Here is a 13,988-nt window from a genome sequence, read left to right on the forward strand (position 1 = left end):
GCGGACGGAGCCGACAGCGTCAGCGGTTCTGCGGACAAGCACCGCCCGAGAGGCCCCCAGTTCGGGGGTTCGGAGCCCGGCACGGTCGGTGTTGCCAGTGGAAACACGGAGATTGCGCCGAGGACGACGCGCGGCTCCCTCGAACCCCTAACGTTGTCCCGACCACCGAAGACCCGAGCGATCGTCGCGCGGACGAACGGCCCCACCTGCCGCTCGCCGAACCAGGAAGGGGCAGCATGTTCGTCGCGATCCGCCCGTGGCTCCTCCGGTCCCGCGCCCGGGCAGGACTGCTGCTCGTCGTCACCCTCGTCGCCGCGGTCCTCGCCGCCGTCGTCGGAGTGACCCTCGTCCTCGTCCTCCAGGCCCCGACCACGGACCTGCGGAGCGCGCTCCACGGGATCCCCGTGGCCTCACGCACCCTCGAGATCGAGGCGTCGGGAGACCCGACGAGCCAGGGCCGCGCCTTCCGGGGCCTGGTGACGCGGACCTTCGGTGCGGTGCCGGTGCACGTCCGGACCGAGGTCCGCGGCGACACGTCCGAGTGGCGTGTCAGCGCCGATGCGGACCGGATCACCGCCGAGGACCTGAGCGGTCTGCAGTCCGGGTTGACGAGGCTCCCGTCCGCGGCCGCCGAGCGGTTCGCGGTCGACGGCGGCACCACGACCCGGCACGCCGCCACCGTGCGTGCCGATGCGGCGGTGCTCGCCTCCGCGGCGTCCGCCGTCCGTGCCGCCGCGCCCGTCCCGCTGTCGATCGTCGTGATCGCCGGCGCGGTCGCGCTCTTCCTGACGGGCCGGTTGCTCGCAGGGGCCCGGGTCACCGAGGACCGGCTGCTCCGGGCACGCGGTGCCTCGGACGCCCGCATCGTCGGCCTCGCGGGGCTGGAGGGACTCGTCACCGGTGCGATCGGTGCCGCGGTGGGCAGCACGGCCGGCACACTCTGGGCTGCTGACCGCTGGGGCATCGCCGGTGCGGCGACCAGCGTCGACGTCGTCGTCGCGGCCGCGTCGGTGACCGTGCTGACGGTCGCCGCGACGACACTGGCGGCCGGCCGACGTGCGCGGTCCGCCGACGCTCGTCCCGCCGATCGGGCGTCCCGCGTCGGTGCAGCCCGGATCGGCGCCCTCGTCGCGCTGCTCGACCTCTTCGCCGGCGTCGCCGTCTGGCGGTACGGCAGCCCGGGCGCCGCCGCAGCCGGGGACGCGCTCGCCGTCGTCGCCCCCGCCGCGCTGCTGACGGCGCTCGCCGTGACCGGGGCGCTCCTGCTCCCGCCGACCCTGGCGCTGCTCGCTCGCCTGGCGGAGCGTCGCACCGGCTTCGTGCGCCCGGTGGGCCTGCGGCTCGCCGCGCGCGACGGCCGGCGGCTGTTCGTGCCCGCGGCGCTGCTGGTGCTCGCCGTCGCGTCCGGGGTCCTCAGCGCCACCGTCGACGCCTCCACCCGTGGCTTCCTGCACGACAGCACCCGGATCGAGCACGGTGCCGCGCTCCGGGCGGACGTCGGTGGCCCGATCCCGCTGAACGGGGTGTCCGACCTCCTGCCCGTCGGCGTCCGCGACCAGCGTGCCCAGGACCGCGGAGTCCGGCCGGTGCTCCGCGTGACGGGCACCACGGGTGACGCCGCGCAGGCCGAGGGATCGGTGCAGGTCGTCGGCGTCGACGCCTCCGCGGTGCCCGCGATGCTCCCGGTCTCGCCACGGACCCTCGACGTCCCGGAGACGGTCCGCGGGCTGCGCCAGAGCCTGCCCGGCGTGGAGCTCGGAACCGGCCGGAGCCGCGCGGCCAGCACGCTGGAGATCGGGATCCGCAGCTCGGTCGCGCCGACGCCCGTCGTCGGCGCGGACGTCCAGGTGCAGGCCGTCGCCTGGGTCGTCGACGGGGTCGGCGACGTGGCACCCGTGACGACGGCGGCGGGAGCGCTGCCGACCGGCGGCCGTCCGACGGCGCAGGCACTGCGCGCCACCCTGCCGAGCGGCGGCCCCTGGCGACTCGCGGCGCTCGACCTCCGCTTCCGCGGCGACGCCGACGTGACCGGCGTCAGCCTCGCCGTCGGGTCCCTCGCCGTCGACGACGTCGCCGTCGCGCTGCCGAGCCGGTCCTGGACGGCCGCGCCGGACGCCTACGACGCCTCCGGCCTCCGCGCCGGTGCGTCCGCGGGGAGCGGCGCGGCGTCCGGTCCGATCGGTGTCCACGCCGCATCGCTCCAGCTCGCGGCCCAGTCCGGGAGCAGCTCCGCGATCCGGCTGATGCCCGTGACGGGGCGCGTGGTCCCCGTGCTGGCCAGCGCGTCGAGCGGCGCGGCCGTCGGCGACAGCGTCTCGGTGGCCGGCGACTGGGCGAGCTTCCGCGCGCGGGTCGTCGGCACTGCTCCGACGGTCCCCGGCACCGACGGCGGAGCGGCGTACCTGGCCGACCTCCCCACGCTGGACCAGGCCGTCCTCGCCGCGTCCCAGCGCCCTCCCCGCATCCGAGAGATCTGGGCCGCCGACGCGGCCGCCCGTTCCCTGGTCGCCGACGCCGCCCCGGATGCGACCCTCACGGTCCCCTCCACGGCACTCGAGGCACCCTTCGCCCGCTCGGTGGTCCTCGCCCTGCTGGCCGGTACCGCTGCCGCACTCTTCTGCGCCGTGCTCATCCTCGCCGCGACGGCCGTGTCCGTCGCTCGGAGCCGTCGTGCCGAAGCGCTGGGACTCCGGATCGTCGGGGCCTCGGCGTCGCAGCAGTCGCGTCTCCGCGCGATCGGTCCGGCGCTGACCGGCACCTTCGGCCTCGTCGCCGGCCTCGTCGCCGGTGTCGCGGCCGCCGGCCTGGTCGGCGTCGCCGCGGTCCGGGCGAGCGCGCCGCGCGCGCCCGTCGGGCTCGGCGTCCCGCTCGCCCCGGCGTGGTGGGACGTCGGAGTCGTCGTCGCGCTGGTCGTCGTCGCCGTGGTGGTCGTCACCGCCGCGCACGCAGTCGCGGTCCGTCGAGCGGCCGGCCGCACCGGACGGGAGGCACGATGAGCGTCCACGACACCGGTCGCGCCCGGCACACGGCGCGTCCCGGGCGCAGCGCACCCTGGCCCGGACGTCTCGTCCGGCGGTCGCTCGCCGACCAGGCGGCGGCGCTGCTGGCGCTCGCGGTGCTCGTCGCGGTGACCACCCTGGCAGCGGTCGGGACCCCGAGACTGGTGACGTCCCTCCTGGACGCCGACCTGAACCGGACCGTCGCGAGCGCGTCGCCGTCCTTCCGCGACCCGGCCGCCGGCGTGTCCCTCGCCGTCGACGACACGGTGTCGTCGCCGGGCGACTTCTTCCCGCGGATCTGGAACGCGCTGCCGGACCGACTCCGAACCGCGCGTGCGCACACGGCGCCGGCACTCCGCGCGCTCCTCGACGACGGGCACGTCTCGGGTCGCGCGGTCGGGCTGCACGCCGGCCCGCCGGCCGCGGGCGCCGTCACCGAGTTCGCCGCGAGCGGTCTGCGCGGCGGTCTGTCCGTCGCGACCGGGTACCGCATCGACGCCTACCCGGGCCTGCGCGCCGACTCCCGCCTCGTCCGAGGGCACTGGCCGGCCCCCGCCTCGAGCGTCGGCGCAGGCTCCGTGCTCGAGGTGGTGGTCACCACCCGCACCGCACGCGAGATGCAGTGGCGGGTCGGCGAGGAGCAGCAGCTCGCGCAGGAGGGCGGGACGATCACCGCTCGGTTGGTCGGGCTCGTGTCGCCACGGACGACCGACTCGGACTTCTGGGCGCTCGATCCCGGTCGGAGTCGGACGTCCGTGACCTACGACCGGTACCAGACGCCGACCCGGCACGGGATCGTGTTCGTCGATCCGAGCACCTGGCCGCAGATCGGTCCGCAGCTCGGCGGCACCGACGTGGCGACCTGGTACCACCTCGACACCGCATCGATCTCAACGGCGAGCCAGCCGGCCATCAGCGCGGGCCTCGACCGGCTGCTCGCGAACCCGCCGACGGTGACCACCCCGGCGGGGGACCTGCGCGTCCTCCGCTTCAGCTCGTTCCTGCCCCGGCTCTTCGCCATCGCCGAGCAGCGCGCCGCGGCGTCCGGGGAACTGCTCGCGGTGTCGGCGACCGGACCGCTCGGCGTCGCACTCGTCGTGGTCGTCCTCGCGACGTCCGTCGTCGTCGCCCGCCGTCGGCCGGACCGTGCCCTCCTCCGGGCGCGCGGGACCGGTGGCGGGGCGACGGTGCTGCGGACCGTCGTCGAGACCGCGGTCGCCACCGTCCCGGCCGCGGTGGTGGGGTGGCTCGTCGCCGTGGCCGTCCTGCCGCACGTGCCGTGGGCCGCAGGCCTCGCAGCGGGTCTGGCCGGGATCGTCCTGCCGCCGGCGGTCGCTGCGGTCGTCGCCGTCGCCGAGGTCGTCGAGGTCCGCGGACCACGGGCGGCACCGTTCCGGTGGGTGCTCGAGGCGCTGGTCGTGACCGGGGCCGTCGCCGCAGCCGTCGCCGTGCTCCGCCGGGCACCGAGCGGCGCCGGACCGCAGTCGATCGTCGGCGACCCGCTCGTGGTCGCCGCGCCGCTGCTCGTCGCCGCGGTCCTGGTGGTGGTCCTCCTCCGACTCCGCCCGACGCTCGTCCGCTGGACCGCGCGCCTGGTGCGGGACCGCAGCGCCGCAGCGTTCGTCGGCACCGCCGAGGACGCCCGTGGCGGGAGCGCCCCGGCCTGGGTGCTCGGAGCGGTGGTCCTCGCGACCGGGACCGGCGTGGTCGCCGCGGCCCTGCTCCGCGCGGTCGGGGCGGCGACCGCCAGCACCACGGGGGCGACGACGGGGTTGGACCGGAGCGTCCTGGTCGGCGGTGCGCCGACCGTGGTGGTCGGCGGCCTCGCCCTCGCCGCCGTGCTCACCGCGGTCGCCGTCGTGATCACGGTGGTCGCCGCGGCGCCGGAGCGGCGTCGTCGGAGTGGGCTCCTCAGGACCTTCGGACTGTCCGGACGGGACCGCACCGCGGTCACCGTGTGGGAGCTGATCCCACGCTGCGTGGCCGGGGTGCTCGGTGGGACGGTGGCGGGTCTGCTGTCCGCGATCGTCGTCGTGCCGGCCGTCGTCCCCGGCTCCGGAACGGTGTGGCCGGCTCCGCTGCCGGTCGTGGCCACCGCCCTGGGCTTCGGACTCGCAGCCTCGGTGGCGACGGTCGCCGCGGTCCTCTCCGACCGGCGACGGCCGGCCCTCGTCGACGACAGGAGTGCAGCATGACCGACACGACGCCGACCGCCAGCAGCGGACTGCCCGCCGTGGGACCGGACCGAGCGATCCACTGCCGGGAGCTCGTCCGCATCTACGTCTCCGACGACGTCGAGGTGCAGGCGCTCCAGGGCCTCGAGCTCGACGTGGCGAGCGGTGAGCTCGTCGCGCTGGTAGGGGCGTCCGGCTCGGGGAAGTCGACCCTCCTGGGGATCCTCTCCGGTCTCGACCGCCCGACGGCCGGCTCCGCCCTGGTCGCCGGCGTGGACCTCACGACGATGACGCGGAAGACCCGGCTGCACTACCACCGGCGGGTCGTCGGCTTCGTCTGGCAGCAGACCGAACGGAACCTGGTGCCGTACCTGACGATCGCCGACAACGTGCTCCTCGCGATGCAGATCGGTGGGACGCGCGACCGTGCGGGCCGCCTGGACACCCTCGTCGAGCTGCTCGACCTCGGCGACGTCCTCGAGCGTCGACCCGCCGACGTCTCCGGTGGTCAGCGGCAGCGCGCGGCGGTCGCCGTCGGGCTCGCGAACAGCCCGTCGGTGCTCCTCGCGGACGAGCCGACCGGTGAGCTGGACGAGTCCACGAGCGCCCAGCTGCTCGAGACGCTCCGCACCGTGAACCGCGAGACCGGGACGACGACCCTCATCGTCACGCACGACGCCGCCGTCTCCGAGCACGTCGAGCGGACCGTGCGCATCCGCGACGGGCGGACCTCCACCGAGACGCTCCGGTCCACGACGACCGGGTCCGCACCGGACGGGGACGCCCAGGAGTTCGCCCTGGTCGACCGTGCCGGTCGGCTGCAGCTCCCGCAGGACTACGTCGACCGGCTCGGCCTGCGGGACCGCGTCCGCCTGGCGATGCGGCCGGACCACGTCGGCGTGTACCGCGGCGACGACGCACACACCACCGCCCACGACGCGCCGCGGTCGGCGGCGGACGACCGAACGGAGCACGACGATGTCTGAGGCCGTGGTCGACGCGATCCTCACCGCTGAGGGGCTCACCCGCCACTACGGTGCCGGCGAGGCGCGGGTGGTGGGTTGCGAGGACGTCTCCCTGGCCGTCCGGCCGGGTGAGCTCCTCGTCGTCCGCGGTCGCTCCGGGGCGGGCAAGTCCACGCTCCTGCGACTGCTCGGCGGGCTCGACCGTCCGACCGCGGGTGCCGTGCGCATCGGGGACCTCGACGTCGCCGCCGCCACCGAGGGGGAGCTGGTCGAGCTGCACCGCGACGTGGTCGGGTTCGTGCACCAGGAGTTCGGGCTGCTGCCGACCCTGACGGCCGCCGAGAACGTGGAGCTCCCGCTCCGCATCGCCCGACGTGACGCTGGCGAGCGAGTGGCCCGCGTCGCCCAGGCGCTCGCCTCGGTCGGGCTCGACGGGCACGAGAACCAGCGCCCCGGGCAGCTCTCCGGCGGTCAGCAGCAGCGGGTCGCGATCGCCCGGGCACTCGTGTCCCCGCGGAGCGTGCTCATCGCGGACGAGCCGACCGGGCAGCTCGACAGCGAGACCGGCGCGCAGGTGATGGACCTCGTGGTCGCCCTCACCCGCGAGCGCGGGGTCGCGACGGTCGTCGCGACCCACGACCCGCTCGTCATCGCCATGGCGGACCACGTCGTCGAGCTGCGCGACGGTCGGGTCCGTGCGGTCGGCGACGAGGACTGACGACCGGACGTCCGGACGACCGGGTCACTCCGGGTCGGGCGCGGCCTCGACGAGGGGCTCGGCGAGCGCGGCCTTGAGCGCTGCCGAGTGCGCGTCGGCAAGGATCTCGAGCGCGCCGGCCTCGTACCGGTCGTACGCGGTCCGGACGACGTCGGCGGGCCGGTTCACGTCCGGCATCCCGGGGAAGAAGGTCCGGCGCATCGCCGTGTCGGTGAACGAGAGCACGAGCCCGACGACCCGGATGCCGCGCGGGGCGAGCTCCAGGCGCATGCCGTTCGTCGCCGCCCAGAGCGCCGCCTTCGAGACGCTGTAGGACCGCAACCAGTGGTCCCACGCTGCCCCGGACAGGACGTTGAGGATCGTGCCGCCGCCGTTCGCCTCGAGCAGGGGCGCGAACGCGCGGGCCACGCGCAGGGACCCCCACAGGTTCGTCTCCACGACGTCCCGGAGCTGGTCCAGGTCACCGGTGACGAGCGACGCCGCGGAGCCCGTGCCGGCGTTGTTCACCACGATCCTCGAGTCCGCAGCGGCCGTGGCGGCTGCCTCGACCGACGCGCCGTCCCGGATGTCGACGACCAGGGGACGGACCCGGGGGTCCGACCACCGGTGGGGCTCGAGCGTCGCCGCGTGGACGACCGCGGCGCCCCGGTCGAGCGCCTGGGCCACGAACTCCGCGCCGAGTCCGCCGTCGGCGCCGGTGACGAACACGGAGGCGCCCGCGATCGGCACGGGGGAGGAGGACCGGGGCAGGCGTGTCGGTGGGGTCATGGTCGATGGTGTGCACGGCACCCGCCGCTCCACCACCGCGGAACCACTGACCCGACCCCGACCCCGACCCCGACCCCGACCCCGACCGACCTGACCGACCCGACCGACCCGGCCGGGCGGGGGCCGACGCGCTGACCGCGGGATCAGCTCGTCACGAGCGGCCGGTCCGGTGCCGTCCGGCGGGGCGACGTGGTCGCCAGGACCGCGATCAGGCCGGCACCGCAGAGCAGGAGCGACTCCCGCCAGACCGGTGCGACCGCGGCGGCCCAGGGCGCGTCGCTCTGGATGAAGTCGGCGAAGCTCGGCCCCGGGACGACCAGCAGGAGCAGCCCGACGGCGATCGCGGTGCGGGTCCGACGGTCCTCGACGGCGCTGAGGGCGACGAGCGCGGCGGGGAACAGGTACACCCAGTGGTGGATCCAGCTGATCGGCGAGAGCATCGGCGCGAGGAGCCCGATGACGAGCACCGCGGCGACGGGACGGCCACGCCGGTGCACCATCGCGGCGACCGCGAGTCCGGCGATCCCGACGACCACGACGAGCGGCGTCGTCAGGCCGGCCCAGTCCGGGGCGAGCCCGGCGATCGCGCCGGCGACCGAGTTGTTGCCGGAGGAGGCGGAGGCGCTCCCCGTGAGGTCGACCCGGTCGGACAGGTGGAACACGGTCGAGGTCCAGAAGTGGAGGCTCGCCGTGGGTGCGACCACGAACCCGATCGCCACGGTCGCGACGGACGCCGCGCTCGACCAGCCGAGTCGGCGCCACTGCCCGGTGACCGCGAAGTACACGATGAACAGGGCCGGCGTCAGCTTCACGCCCGCGGCGATGCCGACGAGGAGGCCCGTCGGGCGCCGGTGGCCCCGGATGCGGTCCGGCAGCACCAGGTCCGCGAGGACGAGCGCCATCAGCAGGAGGTTGACCTGGCCGTAGACGAGGTGCTGCACCGCGACCGTCGTGCTGCAGGCCAGCAGGAAGAGCCCGAGGTGCCGGTACCCGACGTCGGCGGCGCTCCGGCACCCTGCGGACCAGAGGACCGTGACGAGGAGGATAGCGACGCTGAGGACGGTCCAGCCGACGAAGGCCGCGTACCACGGTAGGAGGCCCGTCGGCGTGAACAGGAGCGCGGCGAAGGGCGTGTAGGTGAACGGCATGCCGACCGGGCCGAGCTCCGGGGCGCGGAGGTTGCCGGCGTACACGTCCCCGCCGCGCAGCAGCACCGGGACGACGTCGCGGTAGACCAGGAAGTCCACCGGCAGCATGTGCGGCAGGAACGGGAGCAGGGCGAAGACCAGGACGACGGTCGCGGCTGCCACGACGAGGGCGACCACGGGTCGACGGCTGGTGGCCGATCGGGTCGGGCGGGGCGTGGACGTCAGGACGGTGTCGGTCGGCATCCCGGAACGCTACGGCCGGGGACCCCGTCACCGGATCGGCCCCGACGGTGACCCTCATCCGGAGACCGAGCGAACCGGTCTTCCCCCGATCGGGCGATGTCCGGTGCGTCCGGAGCGGGATACGGTTCGCTGGTGGAACGGAACGAGGGCGGTGTGACCGAGCGCGCGGTCCCCACCCTGCGGGCGGTCGAGTCGTTCCTCCGGCAGCTGCCACCGGCGGACGTCCTGCTCGGGCTGGCCATCGTCGGCGCCTCGTTCGCTCCGTTCGTGGTGCGTCCCTTCCTGTTCGGCGTCCCCTCGCCGGTCGCGCTCCTCCTGGGGTTCGTCGCGGTGGCGGTGCGCCGCCGTCCGGCCCTGACCGCCGCCGCGACGCTCCTCCTGGTGGTCCTCCAGCCCTTCCCGGGCGACGGGCTCACGCCGCTGGTCCTGACGTACGTCGTCGTCGTGTACAGCCTCGCGCTGTACGGGGGTCCGCTCCTGCGGATCGCGAGTGCCGTCGGGGCCGTCGTCGGCGGCGCCTACGCGGCGTACGACTTCTCGTTCGCCGGCGGCCGCCTGGTGGCGGGGATCGCGAACGACCCCGACACCCGGTGGCCGGCGCTGGTCGGGCCCGCTGCCGTGCTGTTCGTCGCGTGGTCGGTCGGGCTGGCGGTGCGCCTGCGCCGGTCCGCCGTGGCGGAGACGGCGCTGCGGCAGCGGGCGCAACGACGGGCGGTCGACGCGACGGAGTCCGCACGCACCGACCGGCTCCGCGCGGACATGGCCCGGAACGTGCACGACGTCGTCGGGCACTCGTTGGCCGTGATCGTGGCGCAGGCGGACTCCGCGGCGTTCACGGACGACCCGGACGAGCTGCACCGCATCACCGGGAACATCGCCGCGGCCGCGCGGTCCTCGCTGCACGAGGTCCGCGACGTGTTGGCCGGGATCGACGCCGAGCCGAGCGCGACGGACGCGATCGGCCTCGCCGAGGTGGTCGAACGCCTCCGCGAGACCGGGCTCACGGTCGAGCACGCCGTCCGTGGGCATCGCGGGCGGCTGGCCGCACGCGAGGGCGCGGTGGCCCGACGGATCGTGCAGGAGATGGTCGCGAACCTGCTGCGGCACGGCGACGCAGCCGCGGTCGTGTCGGTACGGGAGACCTGGTGGCCGGACGTCGTGGTGCTCGAGATCGAGAACCGGACGTCACCGGACGCCGAACCGGGGTCGGGACGGGGGCTCGGGAACATGGCGCACCGCGCGCGCGAGGTCGACGGCGCCTTCGAGACGATCACCGACGACGAGCGCTTCGTCGCCCGTGTCCGGCTGTCGGTCGAGGGTTCGGCGGACCCCGGCGCGGCCGCTCCGGACGGCGCGGCCACGTGATCCGCGTCGCACTGGTCGACGACCAGGAACTGTTCCGCGCCGGGCTCCGCTTCATGCTGGACAAGCAGGCCGACATCGAGGTCGTGGGCGAGGCCGCGGACGGCGAGGCGGGGGTCGACCTCATCCGGGAGACCGTGCCGAACGTCGCCCTCCTCGACGTGCGGATGCCACGGCTGGACGGTGTCGAGGTGGTGCGGCGTCTGCTCGGCGACGACGGCCCCGAGATCGCGACGAAGATCATCGTCCTGACGACGTTCGCGGTGGACGATGCCACCGCGGAGGCGGTCCGGCTCGGCGCCGCCGGCTTCCTGCTCAAGGACGCGACCCCGGACGCCCTGCTGACGGCGATCAGGACCGTCGTCGCCGGGAACGCCGTGGTCAGCCCGGATGACCTCGCCGCGCTCCTGCGACTCGAGTCGGGGACCCACGCGCCCCCGGCGCCGGCGGCGTTCCGCTCGCTCGCACCCCGCGAACGGATCGTGTTCGACCACGTCGCGGCGGGCCGGACGAACGTCGAGATCGCCCGGATCGAGTTCGTCAGCGAGTCGACGATCAAGACGCAGGTCAGCAGTGTCCTGACCAAGCTCGGCCTCCGCGACCGCGTCCAGCTCGTGATCTACGCGCACCAGTACCGGCTCACTGGCGACCGGACGGCCGGCGGGGACTCCCCGCCGATCCGCGCGTCCTGACCACGGGCAGCACCCGCACGTGCCGACGCCGGCCCGGGGTCCGGGTCGGCGTCAATGCGTGGTGCCCGTCGTCCGGTGCGGCCGGCGGCGGGGTGCTGGGGCTACTGGTGTGCGACGGCCAGCCGGCTGCGGGTCGAGCGCACGCCGAGCAGGACCAGGACGGCGGAACCGAGCAGCGCGACGACGGCGGCGAACCCGAAGTCGGCGGCGAGCCCCGAGACCGATACCGCGACGCCGCCCAGCGTGGAACCGACGGCGAGGGCGACCTGGATGGTCGTGACGAACATCGCGAGTCCGGCCTCAGCGCCCTCGGGCGTCGCGCCCGCCATCCAGGTCTGCAGGCCGAGCGGCAGCCCGCCCCAGACCAGTCCCCAGACGACGAGCAGTGCGAACACCGCGAGGGACAGGTGCGCGACGAGGGGGAGGATCGCGACGGCGGCGGCGAGTGCGAGCCCGCCGGCGACGAGTGTGCCGAGCACCGAGCGGTCGAGGGTCGCGCTGGCCACGAAGTTGCCGACGATGCCGCTGACGCCGAACACGAGCAGGGCGACCGACACGACGTCGGGGCTGAGCTTCGCAACGTCCTGCAGGAACGGGCTGATGTAGGTGTACGCGGCGAACTGCGCGGCGAACAGGAACGCGGCGACGACGAGTCCGACACGGGCCCGCGGCACACCGAACAGGCTCGTGAGCGCCGTGGCGCGGATGCGCTGCTGCGAGGGGATCGCGGGCAGGGCGACGAGCTGCAGGACGAGCGCGACGACACCGAGCGCGGCGCCGATGACGAACGCGAGCCGCCAGGTCGAGAAGGCGGCGACGAGCGCACCGAGGGGGAGGCTGACGACGGTGGCGATCGAGATCCCGGCGGTGATCAGGGACGTGGCTCGGATGGTGTCCTTCGCGGCGACGAGGCGGGGAGCGATCCCCGCGCCGATTGCCCAGAACCCGCCGAGCGCGACGCCGAGCAGGACCCGGGCGACGAGCAGGACCGGGAAGACCCCGGCGATCGCGGCGACGACGTCGGCGAGGACCAGGACGGCGCTGAGACCGATCAGGACCACGCGACGGTCGAGGCGGGACGTGGCGACCGTGACGACGGGTGCGGCGACCGCGGCTGCGAGACCGGTGACGACGACCATGAGCCCGGCGGTGCTGATCCGGACGCCCAGGTCGGCCGAGATCGACGGCAGCAGCCCGATCGGCAGGAACTCGGACAGGACGGTCCCGAAGGACCCGACGGCGACCGAGGCGACCCCGAACCACCCGTTGCGGTGTGTGCGTGACATGTTCTTCCTCCTCTTCCTGCCGGACGTGGGGCGTCCGGGTGGTGGCCGCGACCGCGGGTGCGGTCGCGGCGGTGTCCCGTCGTGGGGCGGGGCCGGGTGGATCAGACGATCGTGCTGCCGCCGTCGACGGCGAGTTCGCTGCCGGTCATGCCCGAGCTCTCGTCCGAGACCAGGAACAGCACGGCTGCGGCGACCTCCTCGGGGAGCAGGACGCGGCCGAAGGGGAGCTTGCTGGCGATCGCGGCCAGGAGCGCGTCCGGGTCGTTCGGGGCGAGGCCCTTGAGTCCCGGGGTCTCGGTGGGGCCGGGCACGACGGTGTTGATCCGGATGCCCCGCGGCGCGAGTTCGGCCGCCCAGGTCCGGGTGAGGGTGGCGACGGCGGCCTTCGAGGCGCCGTAGAGGCCGAACGCCGGTTCGGTGCCGGACGCCGACGACGAGCCCGTCACGACGATCGCCGAGCCCTTCCCGAGGAACGGCAGCGCGCCCTGCACCGTCAGGGTGGTGGCGCGGACGTTCGTGCCGAAGGTCTCGTCGATGTCCTCTGCCGTGACCTCGGCGAGCGGCTTGAACTCCCCGATGCCCGCGTTGACGTGCACCGCGTCCAGACCGGCACCGCGCGCTGCGACGGCCCGGAAGACCGTCTCGATGCCCGCGGGCTCGGTGGCGTCGGCCTGCACCGGCGTGACGTGGTCGCCGAACTCCTCGCGGAGGGCGTCGAGCGCCTGCTGGCGTCGTCCGGTGACGAAGACGTGGGCTCCCTCGGCGACGAACCGACGGACGACCGCCAGGCCGATCCCGGAGGTGCCGCCCGACACGAGTGCGGTCTTGCCGTTCAGTGTTCCGACCATGATGTGCTTCCGTTTCCTAGTTGTTGACTGCTTAGTCCAGAACGATAGGGCATAATGGACGCTTCAGTCAATAACCGGTTCGAGGAGGATCGCGAATGCCACGACCACGCATGTTCGACGAGGCAGAGGTCATCGACCGCGCGCGGCGCACCTTCGCCGAGACGGGCTTCGCCGGCACGTCCCTCGACGACCTGCTCGAAGCGACGGGCCTCGCACGCCAGAGCCTCTACAACGCCTTCGGCGGCAAGAAGGAACTCTTCATGCGGGCCTTCCTCAGCGACACCGCCGAGGCGGTGGACGCCGTCAAGACGAGCCTGCAGAGTGCCGAGCACCCGATCGTCCGCATCCGCACCGTGCTCGTCTCCGCCGCGGTCGAGCACGGCGCCGGCCAGGCGCCGCCCTCCCTGTTCCTGCGGGCGGCGGTCGAGCTCTCCAGCCGCGAGGTCGAGGTCGCCGCGGCCGTCGCGAGCGCGTTCGACGCCATCCGGGCCGACTACGTCGCGTGCATCGTCGACGCGCAGGCCGCCGGCGAGATCGAGGCCGACGCCGACGCCGAGGCCCTGGGGACCTACTTCTGCGCGGTCATCGAGGGCATGTCCACGCTCGGCCGCGTCGGCGTCTCGCGCGCGACGCTGCTCCAGATCGGCCTCACCAGCCTCGCGACGGTCCCGATCACGTCCGTCGGACGCGAGCACCTGGGCACCGACGACGGCGACTGGACCTGACCGTCGGCACCGCCGACGGACAGCACCGCTGACAGACGGCACCGCTGACGGACGGGAGGC

The 13,988-nt window shown here is 74.7% G+C and carries 11 protein-coding genes; 7 read left to right on the forward strand and 4 right to left on the reverse strand.

Annotation, left to right across the window (positions count from 1 at the left end; translation table 11 throughout):
• Positions 1-236: 236 nt before the first annotated feature.
• Genes BIU96_RS15365 through BIU96_RS15380 form a run of 4 tightly spaced genes read left to right on the forward strand, consistent with a single transcriptional unit; the run spans position 237 to position 6,856 of the window.
• Positions 237-2,996, forward strand: coding sequence for an FtsX-like permease family protein (locus BIU96_RS15365; RefSeq protein ID WP_071293482.1), 2,760 nt, complete (start codon positions 237-239; stop codon positions 2,994-2,996).
• A complete protein-coding gene (locus BIU96_RS15370) occupies positions 2,993-5,194 on the forward strand; it encodes an FtsX-like permease family protein (protein ID WP_071293483.1) in 2,202 nt (733 codons plus the stop codon). Before BIU96_RS15365 ends, BIU96_RS15370 begins: the two co-directional genes overlap by 4 nt.
• Positions 5,191-6,159: an ABC transporter ATP-binding protein gene (locus BIU96_RS15375; protein WP_083402975.1), complete on the forward strand. Its 969-nt coding sequence runs from the start codon at positions 5,191-5,193 to the stop codon at positions 6,157-6,159. The genes BIU96_RS15370 and BIU96_RS15375 overlap by 4 nt, the downstream gene beginning before the upstream one ends.
• The gene (locus BIU96_RS15380) at positions 6,152-6,856 is read left to right on the forward strand and encodes an ABC transporter ATP-binding protein (protein WP_071293484.1); all 705 of its coding nucleotides are present in this window, start codon (positions 6,152-6,154) and stop codon (positions 6,854-6,856) included. Before BIU96_RS15375 ends, BIU96_RS15380 begins: the two co-directional genes overlap by 8 nt.
• 24 nt (positions 6,857-6,880) lie before the next feature.
• Here BIU96_RS15380 and BIU96_RS15385 read toward each other — a convergent pair whose 3' ends face one another.
• Both BIU96_RS15385 and BIU96_RS15390 read right to left on the reverse strand, forming a co-directional pair.
• Entirely contained in the window at positions 6,881-7,624 is a 744-nt protein-coding gene (locus BIU96_RS15385; RefSeq protein WP_083402976.1) for an SDR family NAD(P)-dependent oxidoreductase, read from the reverse strand.
• Positions 7,625-7,767: 143 nt separating this feature from the next.
• Positions 7,768-9,015, reverse strand: coding sequence for a glycosyltransferase 87 family protein (locus BIU96_RS15390; protein ID WP_071293486.1), 1,248 nt, complete (start codon positions 9,013-9,015; stop codon positions 7,768-7,770).
• A gap of 132 nt (positions 9,016-9,147) precedes the next feature.
• On the opposite strand from BIU96_RS15390, the gene BIU96_RS15395 reads away from it, so the two are divergent.
• A complete protein-coding gene (locus BIU96_RS15395; RefSeq protein WP_175477579.1) occupies positions 9,148-10,380 on the forward strand; it encodes a sensor histidine kinase in 1,233 nt (410 codons plus the stop codon).
• Positions 10,377-11,069 carry a response regulator transcription factor gene (locus BIU96_RS15400; protein WP_071293488.1) on the forward strand — a complete coding sequence of 231 codons (693 nt, stop codon included), beginning with the start codon at positions 10,377-10,379 and terminating at the stop codon, positions 11,067-11,069. The genes BIU96_RS15395 and BIU96_RS15400 overlap by 4 nt, the downstream gene beginning before the upstream one ends.
• Positions 11,070-11,170: 101 nt before the next feature.
• Here the strand turns inward: BIU96_RS15400 and BIU96_RS15405 are convergent, their stop codons facing one another.
• Both BIU96_RS15405 and BIU96_RS15410 read right to left on the reverse strand, forming a co-directional pair.
• On the reverse strand, positions 11,171-12,355 hold the full coding sequence (locus BIU96_RS15405; protein ID WP_071293489.1) for an MFS transporter: 1,185 nt from the start codon (positions 12,353-12,355) through the stop codon (positions 11,171-11,173).
• A gap of 101 nt (positions 12,356-12,456) precedes the next feature.
• Entirely contained in the window at positions 12,457-13,203 is a 747-nt protein-coding gene (locus BIU96_RS15410) for an SDR family NAD(P)-dependent oxidoreductase (protein ID WP_071293490.1), read from the reverse strand.
• 95 nt (positions 13,204-13,298) lie between these two features.
• On the opposite strand from BIU96_RS15410, the gene BIU96_RS15415 reads away from it, so the two are divergent.
• Positions 13,299-13,928, forward strand: a complete 630-nt coding sequence (locus BIU96_RS15415; protein ID WP_071293491.1) for a TetR/AcrR family transcriptional regulator — start codon at positions 13,299-13,301, stop codon at positions 13,926-13,928.
• Positions 13,929-13,988: the final 60 nt, after the last annotated feature.

The sequence above is a fragment of the Curtobacterium sp. MCBA15_008 genome, from assembly GCF_001865065.1.
Lineage (GTDB): Bacteria > Actinomycetota > Actinomycetes > Actinomycetales > Microbacteriaceae > Curtobacterium.